This is a genomic window from Rhizobium sp. 16-488-2b (assembly GCF_017741815.1).
In the GTDB taxonomy this organism is placed as follows: Bacteria; Pseudomonadota; Alphaproteobacteria; order Rhizobiales; family Rhizobiaceae; genus Rhizobium.
The window spans coordinates 125380-144944 of the sequence record NZ_JAGHMF010000034.1; the positions used below are offsets into that span (position 1 = coordinate 125380).

Annotated in this window: 16 protein-coding genes; 1 reads left to right on the forward strand and 15 read right to left on the reverse strand. The window is 62.9% G+C overall.

Annotated elements, in window-relative coordinates; all coding sequences use genetic code 11:
• The first annotated feature begins 28 nt into the window (after window positions 1–28).
• Entirely contained in the window at window positions 29–907 is an 879-nt protein-coding gene (locus tag J5286_RS24090; protein ID WP_209192287.1) for a LysR substrate-binding domain-containing protein, read from the forward strand.
• On the opposite strand, the gene J5286_RS24095 is transcribed toward J5286_RS24090, so the two are convergent.
• The 15 genes from J5286_RS24095 to J5286_RS24165 all read right to left on the reverse strand — a co-directional run bounded on the left by J5286_RS24095 (window position 894) and on the right by J5286_RS24165 (window position 19555).
• Window positions 894–2192 (reverse strand): amidohydrolase family protein, encoded by a 1299-nt coding sequence (locus tag J5286_RS24095; RefSeq protein ID WP_209192288.1) that lies wholly within the window; start codon window positions 2190–2192, stop codon window positions 894–896. The two genes, J5286_RS24090 and J5286_RS24095, sit on opposite strands and share 14 nt — an antisense overlap.
• The gene (locus J5286_RS24100) at window positions 2189–3766 is read right to left on the reverse strand and encodes a gamma-glutamyltransferase family protein (protein WP_209192289.1); all 1578 of its coding nucleotides are present in this window, start codon (window positions 3764–3766) and stop codon (window positions 2189–2191) included. The genes J5286_RS24095 and J5286_RS24100 overlap by 4 nt, the downstream gene beginning before the upstream one ends.
• Entirely contained in the window at window positions 3766–4959 is a 1194-nt protein-coding gene (locus tag J5286_RS24105; RefSeq protein WP_209192291.1) for an amidohydrolase family protein, read from the reverse strand. Before J5286_RS24105 ends, J5286_RS24100 begins: the two co-directional genes overlap by 1 nt.
• A gap of 99 nt (window positions 4960–5058) precedes the next feature.
• Window positions 5059–6159: a BMP family ABC transporter substrate-binding protein gene (locus tag J5286_RS24110; protein WP_209192293.1), complete on the reverse strand. Its 1101-nt coding sequence runs from the start codon at window positions 6157–6159 to the stop codon at window positions 5059–5061.
• A gap of 46 nt (window positions 6160–6205) precedes the next feature.
• Window positions 6206–7126: an ABC transporter permease gene (locus tag J5286_RS24115; protein ID WP_209192295.1), complete on the reverse strand. Its 921-nt coding sequence runs from the start codon at window positions 7124–7126 to the stop codon at window positions 6206–6208.
• The gene (locus J5286_RS24120; RefSeq protein WP_209192296.1) at window positions 7126–8202 is read right to left on the reverse strand and encodes an ABC transporter permease; all 1077 of its coding nucleotides are present in this window, start codon (window positions 8200–8202) and stop codon (window positions 7126–7128) included. Before J5286_RS24120 ends, J5286_RS24115 begins: the two co-directional genes overlap by 1 nt.
• Complete coding sequence (locus tag J5286_RS24125; protein ID WP_209215387.1) at window positions 8192–9763, reverse strand: ABC transporter ATP-binding protein; 1572 nt, start codon at window positions 9761–9763, stop codon at window positions 8192–8194. Before J5286_RS24125 ends, J5286_RS24120 begins: the two co-directional genes overlap by 11 nt.
• A 223-nt stretch (window positions 9764–9986) precedes the next feature.
• Window positions 9987–10685, reverse strand: coding sequence for a GntR family transcriptional regulator (locus tag J5286_RS24130; RefSeq protein WP_209192300.1), 699 nt, complete (start codon window positions 10683–10685; stop codon window positions 9987–9989).
• 200 nt (window positions 10686–10885) lie between these two features.
• Window positions 10886–12283: an LLM class flavin-dependent oxidoreductase gene (locus tag J5286_RS24135; RefSeq protein ID WP_209192302.1), complete on the reverse strand. Its 1398-nt coding sequence runs from the start codon at window positions 12281–12283 to the stop codon at window positions 10886–10888.
• A 34-nt stretch (window positions 12284–12317) separates the two neighbouring features.
• Entirely contained in the window at window positions 12318–13316 is a 999-nt protein-coding gene (locus tag J5286_RS24140) for an ABC transporter permease (protein ID WP_209192304.1), read from the reverse strand.
• A 2-nt stretch (window positions 13317–13318) separates the two neighbouring features.
• Window positions 13319–14341, reverse strand: a complete 1023-nt coding sequence (locus tag J5286_RS24145) for an ABC transporter permease (protein ID WP_209192306.1) — start codon at window positions 14339–14341, stop codon at window positions 13319–13321.
• Window positions 14331–15881: a sugar ABC transporter ATP-binding protein gene (locus tag J5286_RS24150; protein ID WP_209192308.1), complete on the reverse strand. Its 1551-nt coding sequence runs from the start codon at window positions 15879–15881 to the stop codon at window positions 14331–14333. The genes J5286_RS24145 and J5286_RS24150 overlap by 11 nt, the downstream gene beginning before the upstream one ends.
• A 59-nt stretch (window positions 15882–15940) precedes the next feature.
• Window positions 15941–16957 (reverse strand): sugar ABC transporter substrate-binding protein, encoded by a 1017-nt coding sequence (locus J5286_RS24155; RefSeq protein ID WP_209192310.1) that lies wholly within the window; start codon window positions 16955–16957, stop codon window positions 15941–15943.
• Window positions 16958–17182: 225 nt separating this feature from the next.
• Window positions 17183–18439, reverse strand: a complete 1257-nt coding sequence (locus J5286_RS24160) for an LVIVD repeat-containing protein (protein ID WP_209192312.1) — start codon at window positions 18437–18439, stop codon at window positions 17183–17185.
• Between the two features lie 75 nt (window positions 18440–18514).
• Window positions 18515–19555: a substrate-binding domain-containing protein gene (locus J5286_RS24165; protein ID WP_209192314.1), complete on the reverse strand. Its 1041-nt coding sequence runs from the start codon at window positions 19553–19555 to the stop codon at window positions 18515–18517.
• Window positions 19556–19565: the final 10 nt, after the last annotated feature.

Below are 19565 nucleotides of genomic sequence, written 5' to 3' on the forward strand. Positions count from 1 at the left end.
GACTACGGAACAGACGGATCGACAACTGATGAAGCGGATTCCAATCGGCGGGCTGCCGGCTTTCGAGGCTGCGGCGCGGCACCTCTCGTTCAAGCTCGCCGCGAAGGATCTGAACCTCTCGCCCAGCGCCGTCAGCCATGCGATCACCAAGCTCGAGCGCGAGATCGGCACGCTGCTCTTCGACCGCAGCCATGGTGAGCTGCGTCTAACCGCCGATGGGCTGATGTTTCAGCGGCCCGTCGTGGAGGCGATGGCGCTGTTGCGTGGCGCGATGGAAACGCTGTCCGCCCGCCAGTCGCTGGTGTTGCGCCTTCATTCATCCCCGAGCTTCGCGGCACAATGGCTGGCGCCGCGCCTCAACCGGTTTCTGATCGACAATCCGGGTTTCGAGGTGACGATTTCAGCGGACACCAAGCCTGTGCATTTCGCCCAGGACCAGTTCGACGTCGATATCGTCTATGGCTTGAACGGCCACCACGAGGGACTGGTCATCCATTCGCTTGGCACGGTGGAAGTCCAGCCGATGTGTACGCCGGAAATGGCACGACAACTTCAAACGATCGAAGATATGCATCGCGTGCCGCTGATCCGCAGCATGATCAAGAATGTCAGCTGGTCGGACTGGTTTCACGCCAACGGATCCACAATGCCACGCCAACCCGCGCTCCGCTTCGATCGCAGCTTCATGGCGATCGCGGCGGCGGCTGACGGGATGGGCGTTTGCCTTGAGGCCGTTAAGCTGGCCGAACGCGAACTGTCGAGCGGCCGTCTCGTGCAGCCATTTGCAGGGCGAGCGGTGGCGTTGACCGAGGCCAACCACTTCCTCGTTTATCCTCAGCGCAACGAGATGCGGCCCGTGGTGCTTGCGTTTCGCGATTGGCTGCTGGCAGCGGTTAACGACGGTTAGACTTAGGTGGCAATGACGGATGTCCGACCGATTGTGTTGCGCTCGGCCTATGAATTTTAGGATTTCCATTGTGGAAACTCTGGCGACCGCTTTTCCATCCGGCGACAACGCGGCCGATTTCACGCACGGCGGCTCTCGGTCCCTTTGCGTCGACGAGGATGATCGTGGCTTCGCTACCCACGACAAGTCCGTGCGGAACGTCGAGCTGGCGCGCGGCGGATCGCGCGACCATGTCGAATACGTCTGCGATCTCGGCGTCGCGTGAGAGTTGTGCGACGTTGGCATAGAGATTGGCCATCCGCATCAGCGAAGCGTCTCCATAGGGCGTGAAAGGGTTGAGGACGTTGTTGGTCGCGATCGAGGTGACGACGCCATGCGCGGCGAGGATATGAGCGGGGGCAACGCCGCGTGGCACCAGATGGTCGTGGCCGCAACCATTCAGGAAGAGATCGGTGGCCGGCAGGATTGTCAGGGCGATTCCTGCTTCGGAGAGGTTGTTTGCAATCTTGATGACTATGGCCTGCGGCAATGCCGAGAGGTTGGTGACATGACCGATCGAAACCCGGCCTTGCCAGCCGTGGTGTTTCGTGGCTGCGATAACGGCCGGCAGGTCGGTCTTGTTGGGGTCGAGGCTGAAGTCGAGATGGAAATCGACGGCGACGTCGTGTTTCACCGCGAGTTCGAAGATCTTGGCGATGTGGGCTTCGGGATCGGGGTCGGTGTAGGGGCAGCCACCAATCAGATCGGCGCTGCCGGCAAGTGCCGCGTCGAGCATGTCCAGCGTTTCGGGCTCGTTGGTGAGGCCGTCCTGCGCGAAGGCGCAGATCTGGATGTCAATTGCGAAGGCGTAATCCGCCCTGATGCGCTTGATAGCCTCAAAAGAGCGGAAACCGGCGCGGGGGTCGATCTCGACGAAGGTACGCATCCGCACAGTGCCATGCGAGATCGCCTTTTCGACGACGCGGGCGGCTCGCTCGTAGACGTCGTGCTCGGTGAAGCCGGGCTTGGCGCGCGCTGTCTCGCGCACCGCTTCGGTAAGCGTTCCCTCGCAGATCGAGCAGCGATCGAGGATGCAGGCCTTGTCCAGATGCACATGCGTATCAACGAAACCGCCGAACGCAAAGTTGCCTTTGCCGTCGAAGCTCAAGACTGCATCACAGCGGAAGTTTGATTCGATCGCGGCGATCAGGCCATTACGCACCGCGATGTCGGCGAGAGCACCATCTTCCTCCAAGCGAACATTGCGGATGACGAGGTCGAAGAGATTATCTGGGAGGCTGCTCATAGGCCGATCGCTCCGCCATCGCTGCGGGGATCGTGCGCTGCTTCCATTTGTCCGTCCTCTTGGATGCGGATGATGCCCGCTTGGCCGCCAAGGGGACTGAGGGGGGCGATGGTCGCGACTTCGTGGCCCAAGGAACCGAGTGCCGCTAGCGTGTCGGCGCCGACATTCTCTTCGATCTTGAGATTGTCGCGGCTATCGGAGAAGGTGCGGCCGAGCAGGAAGCGCGGCCTCGAAAGGGCTGTCAACGGATCAAACCCGTGGTCGATCAACAGGCTGAGCAGCAGTGCCAGCGTCTGCGGCTGGCCATCGGCCCCCTGTGTTCCGTAGACCAGATGCGGGCGTCCGTTTTTCAGCGCCAGACCGGGGTTCAGCGTGTAGAAGGGTCGCTTGCCGGGCTGAATGAAATTCGGGCTCGGAGGATCAACGCTGAAGGCAGCGCCGCGGTTCTGCCAGAGAATACCAGTGTCGCCGGCGACCACGCCGCTTCCCCAATCGAAATAGATGCTTTGCAGCAGGCAGGCGGCCCGGCCATCGGCATCGACTGCGGCGAGAAGCGCCGTGTCGCCTTGCCGGTAGGGTGCAGGCCACTCGGCGGCGCGGTTGGGATCGACTGCCGCGGCCTTTCTGGACAGGCGATCTGGATCGAGAAGGATTCTCGTGGCATCGGCGCCGAATTCCGGATCCGCGATCAAATGACGGTCGAGGAAGGCCTGTTTCACGGCTTCCACAAGGGCATGGTAATAGGCGGCGCTGTCCGGTGACTTGTCCTTGGGCGCCAGTTGCGAAAGCACGGCCATGATGCCAAGCGTCGTCACGCCCTGCGTTGGCGGTGGCGGTGCCAGCAGAACGGTGTCGCCATAGGAGAGCCGCACCGGCTCCACCATGCCGGTTCGCGTCGCCGCGAGATCGGCGGCCGTCAGTGGTGAGCCTGTTGCAGCAAGACCTCGAGCGATCCGGTCTGCCAATGCGCCCTCGTAGAATTCCCTGGCGCCATTCGCGGCGATGGCCTTGAGGGTTTGTGCCAAAGCCGGCTGGCGCTGGATGCCATCTCGCTGAAAGAGCTCCCGAAAGCCCGGCCACGTCTCGGATTCGCCGGCGCGAAAATTGTGCCAGAACGTCTGCGACGGGCTGATGGCAAAGCCGTCGTCGGCGAGCGCTATGGCGTCGTCTAGCAAAGTGGCTAGCTGCTCGGAGCCGCCCCAGACTGTCGCCGAGTGATCAAGCACCTTCTCCCAGCTGTCGACCAGGCATGCGGTGGTCAGCGTGGAGGCTGGACCGCGTGGCGGGATTGGGCCATCGATATGGGCACTCGCGGCGGCCTGGCCGATGCCGAGGAAGGTGTGTGCGTCGCCATCCCGGTCGCAGACCATCCAGACGGCATCACCACCGAGACCGCAGAAATGCGGGTAGGTGACGGAGAGGGCGCCGCCCGCGGCGACCAGCGCCTCGATCGCATTTCCGCCGCGCGCCAGCACCTTGGCCCCGGCCTCGCTCGCCGCCCAATGCGGCGTCGTCACCATGCCGTCGCGCGATTGCGCGACGGCTGTTTCGGTCTGCCGGCTCCGGTAGTTCATCAGCGGACCACGGCTCCGTTCTCTGCAACCAGCCGGCCTTCCTTGAAGACGCGACGGGGCTTCGGAATGGCGACGACGGCTTCCGGGATGTGCTCGGCCGCAAGCGTCACGAAATCGGCCTTGGCGCCGATGGCGATGCCATAGCCCTCGAGATTGAGTGCCTTGGCGCCGCCTGCGGTCACCACGTCAAACGCGGCGGCGAGTTCCGTATCCGTGTAGAAGCCCGATCGGTAGGCGATGATCTCGGCGCGGCGCAGCATGTCGCCATCGCCGAAGGGCCACCAGGAATCGCGGATATTGTCATTGCCGGAGAAGACCGTGACGCCGGCCGCGCGCAGCAGCGCCACCGGCGGGAAGTTGTGGTTGCCAGGCGCGTTGGTCATGATCGCGACGCCACTCTTGGCAATGAGAGCGGCGATCTTCTTGATCGCATCGGGTCCGAGGTCGCCGAGACCATAGGCGTGGCTGACGGCAACATGGCCCTGCATGCCGAGTGCTGTCGTGCGGGCACAGATTTCCTCGATGGTCATCGCGCCCATCGTGCCAGCGTCGTGGAGATGGATATCGACGTCAACGCCGCGCTTTTCGGCAATGCCGAAGACCACGTCGAGGTGCCCCTTGATATCGCGGTCGAAGGAGAGCGGATCGAGCCCGCCGACGAGATCGGCGCCCATGCCGATCGCCTCGTCCATCAGCTCTGGTGTGCCGGGGCTTTTCAGAATGCCGCTCTGCGGAAACGCCACCAGCTGGATGTCGATGATATCCTTGTAGGCCTCGCGTACGGCAAGGATCGTTTCCAGCGACTTCAACCCGACCGAACCATCGACCATGACATGGCTACGCATCTGCAGCGCTCCGTTTGCGATACAGAGATCGAGCTGCTTACGGGCGCGCTCGTCCATAGGTGCTGCGGCCGCCATGTTCTCGGCCTGGAAGGCCACGCGCTCGTGCACGTCGAAGCCGTTGGTGCAGGCTTTGTGCGGGATCCATTTGTCGCCGTAGAAGCTGGTGTCGAGATGGATGTGCCCCTCGACGAAACTCGGGACCAGAAGCGCGCCGGCAATGTCGACGGTGGTGGCGGCGGCCGCGCTCGTGCCGGCCTTGTTGATCGCCGTGATGCGGCCGTCCGAGACGAGGATATCGTTGAGCGTGCCGTCGGCCAGCTTGGCGTTCGTGAACAGTGTTTCGGTCACCGGGGTCTCCCTTGATGTCTTTGTTCTATCGTCATTTGCGATGCTCCTCCCCAATCCTGAGGGGAGGAGCGATGTCGTTCAATCGGCGCGGCGCGTCGATCAGTTCTGCGGCAGGGTGCCCTGCACGCCTTCGATCAGCCAGGTCATGCCCTTGATGTCGGCATCTGCGAGTTCCTGACCCTTGGCGACCTTCACATCACCCTTCTGATCCTTGATCTCGCCGGCAAAGGGCTTCAGCTTCCCACTGATGATCGCGGCTTCGGCGGCCTTCATTTCGGCGGCGACCGATTCCGGCAATTCCGAGTTGCTCGTCGTCATCTTGACGTAGCCGCTCGGTCCGAGGCCGAGCCAGCGGCTTTCCGGCTTCCAGTCACCGTCAATCACGGCCTTGGCGGCGTTGATGTGAGCGGCACTCCAGTCCAGTTCGAAGGATACGAGCTGCTTCTTCTTTACATAGGCGGAGAAATCGCCGGTCGAGCCGATCGACCAGACGCCTTTCTCCTCGGCGGCCAGTCCCTGCACCGGCGTGTTGGGGCTGCCGGAGATGACGTCGGCGCCCTGTGCGATCAGTGCCGCGACGGCGTCCTTTTCCTTGCCGGGATCGACCCAGGCATTGGCCCAGACAACCTTCAGCGTTACATCGGGGTTGACCGAGCGGGCGCCGAGCAGAAAGGCGTTGAGGCTGTAGATGACCTGTGGCACCGGGAAGGCGCCGACCCAGCCGAGCACGTTGGTCTTGGTCGTGCGGCCGGCGGCGATACCGGTGAGGTAGGTGCCCTCATAGTGGCGAGCCTCGAAGACGCCGAGATTGTTGCCGGCCTCGATGCCGGCGCAGCATTCGAAATGCGACTTGGGTAGCATCGGAGCCAGCTTCTTCAGCGAGGCGTATTGTGAGAAGGTGGTACCGAAGATCAGCTTGTTGCCCTGTGCAGAAAGCTGGCGGAACAGGCGCTCGCAATCCTGCACCTGTGCGATGTTTTCAAGCACCGTCACCTTCACCTTGTCGCCGAATTCCTTTTCGAGCGATTTCCAGGCGTTGGCCTGGAAGTATTCCCAGCCGGTATCGGAGATGGCGCCCATATGAATGACACCGACCTTGAGAGGCTCTTCGGCGGCGAAAAGCGGTCTGGCGCCCGCGCCGATCGCAAGCGCGCCGGCGGCGCTGGTTCTCAGGAAGTCGCGTCTGGAAAAAGTGGTCATTTCGGTTCCCTCTGTTAATGTTTGATCTGGACGATGGACGGTTGCTTCAGCCCTCGGCGGCAAATGGTTTGCCGAGGGAAGCGGGGACGTTGAGGCGCATCAATGCGGCGTTGCGCGAGATCAGCACCAGCACGACGATGGTGACGAGATAGGGAAGGGCGGACATGAGTTCCGACGGCAGGCCGATGCCGGCGCTCTGGGCAAAGAGCTGCGCGATGGTAGCGCCGCCGAACAGATAAGCGCCAAGGAAGCAGCGCCCCGCCCGCCAGGTGGAAAAAACCACCAGCGCCACGGCGATCCAGCCGCGCCCGGCGATCAGCCCCTCGGTCCACAGCGAGGTGTAGACGATCGAGACATAGGCGCCCGCGATGCCGGCGCTGGCGCCGCCGAACAGCGTGGCGAGATAGCGGATCGTGTTGACGGGATAGCCGAGCGCATGCGCGGATGTGGGCGATTCACCGACTGCGCGCAGGATTAGTCCGCTGCGGCTGCGGTTCAGGAAATACCAGACGCCGGCGAAGAAGGCCCAGGACAGCCACGTCAGCGGATGAAGCTGGCCGAGAACGACGCCCAGCAGCGGGATTTTTGCGGCAAGCCTTGATGCTCCCGAAGGCTCCATCACGATCGCCATGCCGATGTAGGGCTTGCCGATGAACGAGGCGAGGCTGGTTCCGAAGATCGTTAATGCCAGCCCGACCGCGATCTGATTGGCGCGGAAGCCGACGGCAAGAACCGCGAACATCAGGGCGAGCAGCATGGCCGCCAGCATCGCCGCGAAGACGGCGAGCCACAGGCTGCCCGTCGCCATCATGACGATGAAAGCGATCACCGCGCCGATGACCATCATGCCCTCGACGCCCATGTTCAGCACGCCTGCGCGTTCTGCGACGAGCTCGCCGAGTGCTGCGTAGATCAGGGGCGTGCCGGCAACGAGCGTGGCGACGAGAATGGGAAGAATCTGGTCCATCAGGTGGCGGCTCCCTGCCGGTTGGAGGACTGGAAGCGAATTCGGTACTGAATGAAGACATCCGTCGTCAGCAGGAAGAAGAGCAGCGTGCTCTGCAGCAGACCGGTGATCGAAGACGGCATGCCAAGCGACATCTGCGCGACATCGCCCGAGAGGTAGAGCAGCGCCATCAGGAGCCCGGAGAGCAGGATTCCGACCGGGTGCAGCCGCCCGAGAAAGGCAACGATGATCGCCGCATAACCGTAGCCCGGCGAAGCGGTCGGGAAGATCTGTGCAAGCGGGCCGGCGATTTCGCCGACGCCTGCGATGCCGGCCGCCGCACCGGTTGCCAGCATGCCGATCCAGACCGCGCGGCTGACGCCGAAGCCGGCATAGCGGGCGGCACCTTCTGACAGCCCGGTGACCTTGAGCTGGAAGCCGGCGAAGCTGCGGTTCATGAACAGCCAGCCCGCGACAACCGAGCCGAGCGCGAAGAGCACGCTGACATTAGCGCGGGTATCCTCGATCAGGATCGGGAAGAGGGCATCCGGCGCCAGCGGCTCCGACTGCGGGAAGTTGAACCCGGCCGGGTCACGCCAGAGGCCGAAGATCAACCAGGACAGCCAGAGTGCGGCGACGTAATTGAGCATCAGGCTGACCAGGATTTCGCTGGCATTGAACTTGACCCGCAACAGCGCGGGGATGGCCGCCCAGAAGATGCCGCCGAGGGCGCCGGCGACCACCATCAAGGGCAAAACCCACCAACCGCCGGCCGGCCCAAGCTTTAACGCGACATAGCCGGCGAAGATGACGCCCACTGTCAGCTGCCCTTCCGCGCCGACATTCCAGATGCCGGCGCGAAAGCCGATCGCGAGCCCGACGCCGATCAGCACCAGGGGGGCGGCCTTGATCAGAAGTTCGCCCAAACCGTAGAGATCGGCGAGTGGCGCGGTCAGGAAGGTGATCAGCGCTTCAAGTGGGTTTTGGCCGGCGAGGGCAAAGAGCACCATGGCAACGATCGACGTGAGCGCGATCGCGATGACCGGCGACATCAGGATCATCATGCGCGAGGGATTGGGGCGCGGTTCAAAGCGCATGGGCGAGCTCCTTGCTGGCGCGTTCATCTGGCTCGCAGCCGGCACTTTGGCCGGACATGGCCATACCGATCGCATCGCGATTGGCGGCGGCGATCGGTATGGCCGCCGTCAGCCGGCCGCCGGCGATGACGGCGATCTGGTCGGAGATCTCGAAGAGTTCGTCGAGTTCCTCGGAGATAACGACGATCGCCGCACCCCGATCGCGCAGGTCGAGCAGCGCCTGGCGGATGACGAGCGCTGCGCCGACGTCAACGCCCCAGGTCGGTTGCGAGACGATCAACACGCCCGGCTCCTGCAGGATCTCGCGGCCGATGATGAACTTCTGAAGATTGCCGCCCGACAGGCTGCCGGCGCGCGCCTGGGCGCCTGACGTCCTGACGTCGAAGGCCTTGATGCAGCGCTCGGCATAGGCCTTGACGCGATCGAAGCGGATGAGGCCGGCGCGAACGGCGCCGTTGCGATTGGCAGTGAGCAGCACATTCTCCAGGAGCGGCAGCGAGGGGACCGAACCCTGCTTCAGCCGATCCTCGGGAACGGAGCAGAGGCCAAGCCGCCGCCGGCCGGCCGGATCGCGGTGGCCCGCCGCCGTACCGTCGATAGCGATCGTTTCGGCGTTTGATAGCGGCGTTTCGCCCGAGAGTGCTGCCAGTAACTCCTGCTGGCCATTGCCCGAGACGCCGGCGATGCCGAGGATCTCGCCACCGCGCACCGCAAAGCTGATGTCGCTGAGCGCCGTTCCGAATGGGTCCTGCGTGGGAAGCGTTAGGCCGGAAACGCTGAGACGTGTCTTGCCGGCCGATGTGTCGCCGCGATGGCTAACGCTCGGAAGATCGGCGCCGATCATCATCCGGGCCATCGAGGCCGGGCTTTCCTGCCTCGGATCGCACATGCCGGTAACCCGGCCGCCGCGCAGGATCGTCGCCGTGTGGCAGAGATCTCGGATTTCGTTCAGCTTGTGGCTGATATAGAGAATGCTGCATCCCTCAGCCGCGATCTGGCGCAGCGTGACGAAGAGCGTTTCGACCGCCTGCGGCGTCAGCACCGAGGTCGGCTCGTCGAGAATGAGCAGGCGCGGATTTTGCAAAAGTGCGCGGATGATCTCGACCCGCTGCCGCTCGCCGACCGACATCGTATAGATATGCCGCTCCGGCTCGACCGGCAGGCCATAGCGCGCCGCGACCTCCGCGATCCTTCTCGAAAGCGGTTCGATCGCCGGACGACCCGGCAGCGCCAGCGCGATGTTTTCGGCCACCGACAACGTGTCGAACAGCGCGAAGTGCTGGAATACCATGCCGATACCCAGCTTCTGCGCATCGGCGGGCGAGGCGATCGACACCTCGCGCCCATCCCACAACAGTTCGCCGGAATCTGGCCGAACCATGCCGTAGATGATCTTCATCAGTGTCGACTTGCCGGCGCCGTTCTCGCCGACGACGGCGTGGATCTCGCCCGGACGGACGCAAAGGTCGATCCCGTCATTGGCGACGACGGCCGGATAGGCCTTGCGGATCCCTCGCAACTCGAGGCGGTGTTCGGTATGTGGCGATATCGTATGTGGCATGATGACAATCTTGGCTACGTGATCTCTATAATCACGTATGCAACATTGATGCCAGTCCGTATCGATAAGCGCGTTAAACGCCGCGATAAAGCCCTATAAGTATGTATTCATTGAGATAAAACGAGCGCTGCGTTGAATGGCGTCCAAAAAGGTGCAGAATCGTGCACGGTTTTTCGTCTACATAAAACGCAAAATCATGTATACGTGATTGAAAAAGCGGCAGTCAGCCCGCGGCGCGAGCGGAGAAGCGGGAGAGGATCGAGCCGAGGTCAGGCTCGGCGGCAGGCTCGTCCTCGAATAACGCCCGGCTTTCCACTGACGAGAGGTGATCGTCCATCAAGCGCTCGGCAGCCACGATATCCCCCTTCTTGAGCGCGGCGATGAGGCCGGAGTGCTCGCTGATGGCGCATTCGCTCGAATGCGGGCGGCTGTACATGGCAAGGATCAGCGAGCAACGCGACACCAGTTCGGAGAGATAGCGTTCCAGCAGCGCATTGCCCGCAAGGTCGGCAAGTTTCAGATGGAATTCACCGGCGAGCCGCGTCGAAAGCCGGACGTCACCCTTGGCATGGGCGGCTTCTTCTTCCCGCACGTGCTCGCGCAGGCTCTTCTCGATGGCCGGGCTCCAGCGCTTGGCCACCGCTTTCATGACTTCGCGTTCCAGCGCACGGCGCACTGCGAATGCATCGCGTGCTTCTTCAAGGCTCGGCTGAGCGACGGTGGCGGTGCGCTTGTGATAGGTATCGACCAGCCCCTGCGCCTGCAATTTGGCCAGCACGGCGCGCACCAGCGTGCGGCTCATCGAGAAGTGCCTGCCGATCTCATCCTCCGGCAGCTTGGTGCCGGCCTTGATCGCCTGCTCGATAATGGCCTGTCTGAGGGTGCGATGGGCGATGTCGACCCGGTCGGAATTCGATGACATGGGACTTCAATGAATGTTTCGATGACGTATACGCTATATCGTCATCACGCGTACAACAAGTCTGACCTTTCGCAGGTTTAGTTTGGCACCATTTCGCACACGGCCTTTGCCGAACTCGTAGGCGAGGGCGCCCAGGGCGTCTGCGTGGGCGAAATTTTGCGTATGTGTTCAGCAATCCAGGCTTGACGGCTGCAAGGCAGCTAGGCTCGTTGTGATTGCCGCGTATCTCCCATCTCAAGATAACGATAGCGCGCGCCGGGATGCGGGGCCTGCAATCTCGCACCCTGAGCGAACAGCTTTTCCCGCAATGTGCCCTGGCGATAATCCTTCTTGTAGACACCGCGCTTCTGCAATTCGGGCACGAGCAGATTGACCGCGTCCTCGAAGCTTTCGGGCGTGATGGCATAGGCGAGGTTGAAACCATCAACATCGGTATCCTCGACCCATTCCTGCAGCAGATCAGCCACCGTCTGCGGCGATCCCACAAAGACCGGGCCGAAGCCGCCGACGCCGACCCAGTCGGCCATTTCGCGCACCGACCAGACCTTATCAGGATCGATCGTCGTGAAGGTCTCGACGGCGGATTGCACAGCGTTGGTGTAGCGGTGGCGGAGCGGCTCGTCGGGCGAGAACTGGCCGAAATCGATGCCCGTCCAGCCGGAGATCAGCGCCTGGGCGCCCTCGAAGGAGGCGTAGCGGCGATAGTCGTTGAACTTCTTCTTCGCTTCCGCATCGGTCTCGCCGAGGATGACGGTCTGAAGATTGAAGGCGAGGATCTCGCGCGGATTGCGGCCGGCGCGTTCTGCTGCCTCGCGGACATTGGCGACATAGCGCTTCAGCACCGGCTTGGAGGGCGCGGCGACGAAAATGCACTCGGCATGCTCACCCGCGAAATCCTTGCCACGGCTGGACGCGCCGGCCTGATAGAGCACCGGCGTGCGCTGTGGGGAGGGTTCGCTGAGGTGGATGCCCGGCACCGTGAAATGCTTGCCGGAATGACCGATCGGATGGACCTTCTCCGGATGGGTGAAGATGCCGGCGGCGCGATCGCGAACCACGGCGTCATCTTCCCAGCTGCCCTCCCAGAGCTTGTAGCAGACCTCCAGATATTCCTCCGCCAGATCGTAGCGGTCGTCGTGCTTGGTCTGGGCGGATTGCCCGATGTTGAGCGCACCGCTGTTGAGATAGGAGGTGACGATGTTCCAACCGACGCGGCCCTTTGTCAGATGGTCGAGTGTCGAGATGCGACGGGCGAAGGTGTAGGGATGCTCGAAGGAGAGCGACGCCGTCAGCCCGAAGCCGAGGTTTTCCGTGACATAGGCCATGGTCGGGATCAGCTGCAGCGGGTCGTTGACCGGCACCTGCGCGGAATGTCGAAGAGCCGCATCGACATTGCCATTGAGCACATCGTAGACGCCGAGCACGTCGGCGATGAACAGGCCATCGAACTTGCCGCGCTCCAGCGTCTTTGCCAGATGCACCCAATAGTCCATGTCCTTGTAGGTCCAGGACTTGTCGCGCGGATGTCGCCAGAGACCTGGTGACTGGTGTCCGACGCAGTTCATGTCGAAGGCGTTCAACCTGATTTCACGGCTCATGTCATTCTTCCTGCATATGTCGGGCGCGCGCCAATCAGGCGCCACCGGTCTTTCGGTTGATGAAGCTGAAGGCGAGCACGGCGAAGATGAGCGTGCCGGTGCCGACCTGCTGCCAGTAGAAATTCAGCCCGGTAAGCAGCAGCCCGTTGGCGACGATGCTGAGGAACAGTACGCCGAGCACGGTGCCGGCGATATTGGGGCGGCTGAGCGGCGAGAGCGTCGTGCCAATGAAGGTCGCGCCGATCGCGTTCAAGAGAAATGCGTTGCCGGAGGAGGGGATGTAGACCGTGACCGTCGCCGTCAGGATCAGGCCGGCGATGGCGGCGATAATTGCGGTCAGAATGAAGGTCACGGCGACATGCCGGCCAAGGCCGATGCCGGAATAGCGCACCACGCTCGGCTGGATGCCGATCGCGAGAACCACGCGGCCGAAGCGCGTGCGGGCGAAGATGAATGCGGCGGCGGCGATGACAACGATCGCGATCAACAGCGGCAGCGGAAAGCCTGATATCGTGCCGTGGCCGATGAAGCGGAAGGCGTCGGGAACGCCCGATGGCGGCAGATAGACCGGATTGCCGCCATTGGTCAGCAGTTGCTGGACGCTGCGACCGATGAACAGCGTGCCGAGCGTCGCCAGAAACGGCGAGACGCCGATGCCCGAGATCAGCACCGCGTTGAAAGCGCCGACGACGGCACCAGCGGCAAGGCCGCCAAGTAGACCGACAGCAACCGACTGCCCGGCAAGGACCAGCGAGACGAAGGCAAAGCTTGCGAAATCGACCGCCGTGCAAACCGAGAGATCAATGCCGCCGGCCGATACCGCGAAGGTCATGGCCACGGAGACGATCGCAAGCAGCGTGAAGTTGTTGACGAGAAGGCTCTGCAGATTGCCTGCCGTCAGGAAGGTCGGCGTTGCCACGGAGAATGCGGAGAAGACGGCGACGAGCGCCAGGATCAAGCCGTATCGCGCGAGACCGGAGAGCACACGATGATGCCACGGCGGGACGGGAGAGTGGGTGGCCGAAAGCGACATGGTCATATCTCCCGCTTGCGCAGCAATGTCGTGGCCGAGACGACGATCAGGATGAGAATCCCCTGGACGCCGCTAACCAGCGTGCTGGAGAGGTTGAGCAACTGAAAACCGTTGACGAGGAAGCCGACGAGGAGCGCCGAAAGCAAGCTACCTGTTATCGTCGGTACGAGCCTGCGGGAGAACACTGCGCCAAGAAGCGCCGTGACGACAACGGGAAGCAGCATCTCGCTCGACCCCGTCGTGCTGCCGCTCAGATAGGACACCGACAATATGCCGGCGATGCCACCGCACAGGCCACTCGCCAGGAAGGCTCCTGCCAGCAGGCGCTTCAGCGGCAAGCCGGCAGCGCGCGCGGCATCGGGGAATTCACCGATCGCATAGAGCCGGAGGCCAAGAGGTGTGTATTGTACGATCGCGGTCACCACTGCGGTGAAGCCGAGCAGCACATAGGCCAGAACAGGAATGCCAAGCGCGTCGGAGGCTGATAATGCCGTCAGGAAATCGGTGGATGCGGGAACGACCGTATTCTGGGTGAGTACCAGCTCGAGGCCGGCCACGACATTCATCACGGCAAGCGTCGCAAGAAGCGGTACGATGCCGGCGAAGACGACGGCGGCGGCATTGACCGCGCCGATCGCCAGCCCCGTCAGCAGGCTTGCGGCAACCGCCGCCGGATCGCCGTAGCCAAGCTGCGTTACCGTCGCGTAGACGGCGGCGCTGAGGCCCATGTTGGCGGCGAGCGAGAGGTCGATACCGCCGGTCACGACATTGGCGCCGCCGGCGACAAGCACGATGGTCAAGCCGATCGCGAGCACGCCCGAGATGGCTGACTGGCCGAGCACGTTGCCGATATTGCCGATGCTCAGAAAGTAGGGCGCGGTCAGCGAGAAGACGGTGAGGATGACCGCGAAGGCGATCAGCGAACCGAAGCGCAGCGACGCCGCTGCCAGATTGCGGGCGGAGCGTTCCTTGCTCTGCTTGGCGGTAAAGTCGGCCAGATCGCCGATGTGGATGTCAGCCGACATGGCGTAATCTTTCCGAGGCGCCGGTCGATTCCGCCAGCACTTCATCCGTTGTGGTTTCCGAGGAGATGAATTCGCGCGTCACGCGGCCGCGAAACAGCACCAGGATCCGGTCGGTGATCCCAATCAGCTCCGGCAGATCCGAGGAGAGAACGATGATGCCGGCACCGCGTTCGGCCAGTTCGCCGATCAGCGTGTAGATCTCGACCTTCGAGCCGATGTCCACACCGACGGTCGGCTCGTCGAGAAGATAGATTTCCGAGTGGCGGCTCAGCCACTTGGCGATCGCTACTTTCTGCTGATTCCCGCCCGATAGCGTGCGCACCAGCGCATCTCGGCCGGCGGTCTTGATCTGCAGGCGCTTGATGAGATCGTCGCTGTCGCGCCTCTCGCGGTTGCCGTTCAGCACGCCCAGGCTGGTGTAGCGATCAAGGCTCGCGAGCGTGATGTTTTCCGCGACGCTGAGATCGAGCGCGACGCCGTGGCCGCGGCGATCTTCCGGCACCAGTGCGATCTGCCTGACGACGGCAGCCTGTGGCGTGCGCGCCCGATCCGCCGCGCCCGCGACCTCGATGTGGCCAGACTGCGCGCGCTCCAGCCCGAACAGGGTTCGTACGAGATCCTTGGCGCCGGAGCCGAGCAGTCCGGTGATCCCGAGTACCTCGCCGCGCCGGACCGCGAAGCTGACGTCGGAAAACCGGTTTGTGGCGGTCAGTCCCTCGACGTTGAGAACCTCTTCGCCGAATTCTACCCGTCGCTTGGGAAACATGTCGGCGATATCGCGCTCGACCATCAGTCGCGCGATGTCGTTGGCCGATGTCTCGGCAATCGGTGTGGAGGCCACGTCGATGCCGTTGCGGAGCACGGTGACGTTTTCGCAGAGCTCTTCGATTTCGTTCAGATAATGCGAGATGTAGATGATGGTGACGCCTTCGTCGCGCAGGCGACGGATCAGGCGGAAAAGGATATCGGCCTCGCGCCGGACAAGAGCCGCGGTCGGCTCGTCGAAAACCAGCACCTTGGGATGATCAAGCAATGCGCGCGTAATCTGGACGATCTGCTTCTCGGCAGTCGAGAGCTCGCCGATCAGAGCGTGCGTGGGCAACTTGATGCCGAAATAATCGGCCAGCGTCTCGTTCGCTTGCCGCTGCATCTTGCGGCGATCGAGAAAGGGTGTTCCCGGAAGGCGCGGTTCGCGGCCGAGAAACAGCGCCTCGCCGACGGTGAAGGTCGGAACGAGCAGGCGGTCCTGGTGGATGAAATGAATGCCGTGGGTCTCGGCCAAATGCGGCGTCAGGTGATCGATCCTCTGGCCCTCGATCTCGATCGTGCCTTCGTCCTGCTGATGCAGGCCGGCGAGGATCTTGATCAGCGTCGATTTCCCCGCGCCGTTCTGCCCGACGAGGCCGTGGATCGTGCCGCGCTTGATCGCCAGCGATGCACCGGCCAGCGCCTGCGCGCCGCCGAAGCGCTTCACGATGCGGTCGAAGCGGATGATATCGTCAGGCCGCCTGGCGGGCTGCGGAGGAAGTATTGCCGTCATGTCGGAAACCCCAGTGGAGACAAGGGTGACACGGCTGCTGCCGCATCACCCGTCCGCAATCAGCCGATGCCGAGCTTCTTGGTGACGTCGTTGACGTTGGCCTTGTTGGCGAGCAGCGCCGGAACGTAAGTCTCGCGCGGCAGCGTCTGGCCGGCGAGCAGCCTGGCGACATTGCGGATCGCCGTCCGGCCAATCTCGGCCGGCTGCTGCGCGGCGTTGGCGCCCGCCGGCGAATTCGGGTCTGCAACGAGCTGCAAAACCTCGGGGCTTCCATCCACGCCGTAGGTGCGGATCTCGGTGCGGCCGGCGGCGGCGAGCGCCTGCGTCGCGCCGAGCTGGGGAATATCCCAGGCCGACCAGATGGCCTTGATCGAGCCCTTCTCGGGATACTTGTTGAGGATCGCGGTGATCTGCGTGAAAGCGTCCTGAACCGTGTTCGGGATCACGTCGCGCAGTTCCGGCTGGATGATCTTCACCTTCGGGAAATACTTCACGACATTGACCAGCTGGTCGTAGCGGATCGCGCAGGGCGTCACGCCGTAGAAGCCGTTGAAGACGACGATGTTGCCTTCGGCGCCGATATCGGAGACCAGCTGCAGCGCCAGATCCTTGCCGATGCCCCAGTTATCCGATGTCGTGTTGTTGATCGAGTTGGTCGAGCCGACGTCGACGGTGAGAACCGGAATGCCCGCGTCGCGCGCCTTCTTCAGCCAGGGGTCGATGACGCTGAGCGTGCCGAGAATCTGGACGATCGCATCGGGCTTCTGCGCCACCAGCGTCTGCAGCTGCGCGACCAGCTTTCCGTCGTTGCGGCCGGCATCCACCGCGATCGGCTCGCCGCCAAGGCGCTTCACTTCCTCGATCTGGGCATTGTAGGCCTGCAGGTCGAAATAGTGGTCGGTGCCCGTGGCGCTGATGGCGATGCGCTTGCCCTTCAGGGAAAGGCCTTCGTCGTCTGCGGCTGCTGCGGTGCCGGCGCTCGCAAGAAGGCTGGTGCCGGCGAAGGTCGCGCCAGCAACGGCTGCGAACTTCAGGATTTCGCGGCGGCCGAGGCCGGAAAAGGTGTTTTCAGTCATCTTGTTGTCCCTCAATGATCAATATCCATAGAATATGTAGATTAAATGGAATTGAGAGGAACGCTTTTCCAAAAGGCGAGGTTGGGAGGAAATGAACGGGAGGAAGGATGGCGTGTCGCTAGACGTTTTCGACGGCAGCGTTGAGGTCGACCAAAGCGAGATGCAGCGTGGAAATTGGCGGCCGAATCTGGATCGGCCGCCAGCGGTTTCGAGGCGCTAGAAAGCTCAGCCGCCGTACTCGATGATCTCCAGGCCGGCATTGTAGTCGGTCGCGTAGATAAGGCCCGAGGCATCCACGAAGACGTCGGCGGACTGGATCACCTGTGGGCGGCCGGGGCGCTTGTCGGTCATGGCTTTCGGCGCGGCGGGAACCAGCGCGCCGGTCTCTACGGGACGATAGGGATCGGAGATGTCGAAGGCACGGATGCCGGCATTCTGCCAGGTCGCGAAGATCAGCGTCTCGGACACGAACGAACCAGGGCGGTTCTCATGAAGATTGTGCGGTCCGAAATGGCCGTCCTTCTTGGTGTAGTCGACTTCATCGGGGATAGGGAAGGTGGAGATACTGACCGGGTTGGACGGCTCGCGGATATCGAAGATCCAGGTGTGTTTGCGGCCGTCCTCTTCATTGTCGGCCACAGCCTCGTCGGCCACGACGAGCAGATCGCGTCCGGGCAGCGGCAGCGGCGAGTGGGTGCCACCGCCATAGGGCGGAGACCAGTTGCGGTGTGCGATCAGCTTCGGCGCGGCGTGGTCGGATATGTCGAGCAGCGTCAACCCACCGTCGCGCCAGCAGGCGTAAGCCGTGTTGCCGGAAACCAGCGCGTGATGCAGCGCATAACGCTTGCCCTTGGGTGCCGTGGAGGTTTCGCCGGCCGCGCGGTTCATGCCCGGCAGCCACCAGCGCCCGACGATTTCGGGGCGCGTCGGATCGGCGAGATCGATGGTCACGAAAATGTAGTCTGAGAAGCCGTCGAGCAGCGCCGATGCATAGGCATAGCGGCCGCCGACATACCAGAGGCGATGGAAACCGACGCCCTCGACATCCAGTTGACCGATCCTGCGCGGCGTGTGCGGCGTCGAGATATCGTAGACGGTCATGCCGGCCGTCCAGGATCGGCCTGTCTTGCGACCAGCGACGGTCTCGCCGATCGATTTGGTGTAATAGTCCTTCTCGCTGGAAAACGTCTCGACATCGGCGAAGAGATCGAGCGCGTTGATGACCAGTAGCAGATCGCCATGCGTCTGCAGATGAATGTTCCAGGTGTTTGCGGGAGCTGGAATGTAGGTGACCGCGCCCGGCCGCTTGGGATCGCGTACATCGACAATCGAGAAACCCTGCGACCAGGGATGGGCTACATAGGCATGGCCGCGATGCACCATCAGCTGCAATCCATCGCCGCGTCCGCCAATGTCGGAATGCCCGATCAGCTTCATGTTGCGGGCGAAATCCGGGCGTGGAAGATCGAGGCTGTTAGCCATGTGGTCACCTGTGAAATCTGAATTGAACATAGAAAAGCGCCGCCTCGACGGGCGGCGCTTGACTGTCTCGAATGCTTAGTTCAGCGGCTGGATCCACGGCGCGGTCGCGGCATCGCTCTTCAGGAAGGCGGGGAACTTCTGCTGCAGGTCCTCGATCTTGGTGATCTTGTTGTCGATGAGATCATCACGGGTCACCAGCGTCGGCTTCAGGAGCACGGAGCGGCCCGGAAATTGGCCGGCGATATCGAGCGATACGGCGCGGACCGAGACTTCGCCGACGACGGCGGCGTTGGTGGCGGCGGTTGCGACCCAGGCGCTGTCAGGCTCGATCATCAGCTGGATATCGGCCGTCGAGGTGTCGACGCCGTAGATCTTCACCTTGTCGGCGACGCCGAGCTCGTCGATCGCCAGTTTGGCTCCCTTGGCGAATTCGTCCCAGGGCGTGAAGATCACCGAGATATCGGGGTTGGCGCGAAGTACCGCCTTCGTCTGGTCGGCCACGGAGGCAGGAACCGTATCGTTGACCACGCCCCACACCGCTTTTTCAGTCAGCTTGTGCTTGGCGACGAAATCCTTCCAGACGGCATAGCGGCGATCGAGCGGCGCGAAGCCTGCGACATAGACGGCGCCGCCGACGAAGCCGTCGCCCTTGTCCTTGACCGCCTGCTCGAGCACGAGGCTCGCCATGTCCTTGTCGCTTTGCTCGATCTGCGGGATCGCCGGGTTGTCAAGGTTGACGTCGTAGGCCACGACCTTGATGCCGGCATCGAGCGCCTTCTGGGCAACATCCTTGAGCACTTCGGGCCGCCCGTTGTTGATGATGATGCCATCGACGCCAAGGTTGATCGCCTGTTCGATCAGCGTGCGTTCCGTGTCGTTGTCGTTACGGGCCTGGGAGATCGTCGTCTTGATTCCAAGGGCATCCGCCTGCCGCTTGACGCCCGCCTCGAAGGCCTGCAGCCAGTCGCCGCCGCCGAGATAGCTGACGACCGCGATATTGACCTGGCGCTTGTCGAACGGCGCGGGCGCGCCCTCAATGCTGGCCGCGAGGCTGGAGCTTGCAAGCAGTGCGCCCGAGATGAGCGCGGCGGCGAAGGATTTCAGTGTGGTCTTCATAGGTCAGCCT

Excerpts from the sequence above, each read along its gene's own strand:
- J5286_RS24110 (WP_209192293.1), bottom strand. The coding sequence starts at position 6,159 with ATGACCACTTTTTCCAGACGCGACTTCCTGAGAACCAGCGCCGCCGGC.
- J5286_RS24150 (WP_209192308.1), bottom strand. The coding sequence starts at position 15,881 with ATGACGGCAATACTTCCTCCGCAGCCCGCCAGGCGGCCTGACGATATC.
- J5286_RS24125 (WP_209215387.1), bottom strand. The coding sequence starts at position 9,763 with ATGCCACATACGATATCGCCACATACCGAACACCGCCTCGAGTTGCGA.
- J5286_RS24160 (WP_209192312.1), bottom strand. The coding sequence starts at position 18,439 with ATGGCTAACAGCCTCGATCTTCCACGCCCGGATTTCGCCCGCAACATG.
- J5286_RS24115 (WP_209192295.1), bottom strand. The coding sequence starts at position 7,126 with ATGGACCAGATTCTTCCCATTCTCGTCGCCACGCTCGTTGCCGGCACG.
- J5286_RS24095 (WP_209192288.1), bottom strand. The coding sequence starts at position 2,192 with ATGAGCAGCCTCCCAGATAATCTCTTCGACCTCGTCATCCGCAATGTT.
- J5286_RS24135 (WP_209192302.1), bottom strand. The coding sequence starts at position 12,283 with ATGAGCCGTGAAATCAGGTTGAACGCCTTCGACATGAACTGCGTCGGA.
- J5286_RS24145 (WP_209192306.1), bottom strand. The coding sequence starts at position 14,341 with ATGTCGGCTGACATCCACATCGGCGATCTGGCCGACTTTACCGCCAAG.
- J5286_RS24120 (WP_209192296.1), bottom strand. The coding sequence starts at position 8,202 with ATGCGCTTTGAACCGCGCCCCAATCCCTCGCGCATGATGATCCTGATG.
- J5286_RS24090 (WP_209192287.1), top strand. The coding sequence starts at position 29 with ATGAAGCGGATTCCAATCGGCGGGCTGCCGGCTTTCGAGGCTGCGGCG.
- J5286_RS24140 (WP_209192304.1), bottom strand. The coding sequence starts at position 13,316 with ATGTCGCTTTCGGCCACCCACTCTCCCGTCCCGCCGTGGCATCATCGT.
- J5286_RS24165 (WP_209192314.1), bottom strand. The coding sequence starts at position 19,555 with ATGAAGACCACACTGAAATCCTTCGCCGCCGCGCTCATCTCGGGCGCA.
- J5286_RS24155 (WP_209192310.1), bottom strand. The coding sequence starts at position 16,957 with ATGACTGAAAACACCTTTTCCGGCCTCGGCCGCCGCGAAATCCTGAAG.
- J5286_RS24100 (WP_209192289.1), bottom strand. The coding sequence starts at position 3,766 with ATGAACTACCGGAGCCGGCAGACCGAAACAGCCGTCGCGCAATCGCGC.
- J5286_RS24130 (WP_209192300.1), bottom strand. The coding sequence starts at position 10,685 with ATGTCATCGAATTCCGACCGGGTCGACATCGCCCATCGCACCCTCAGA.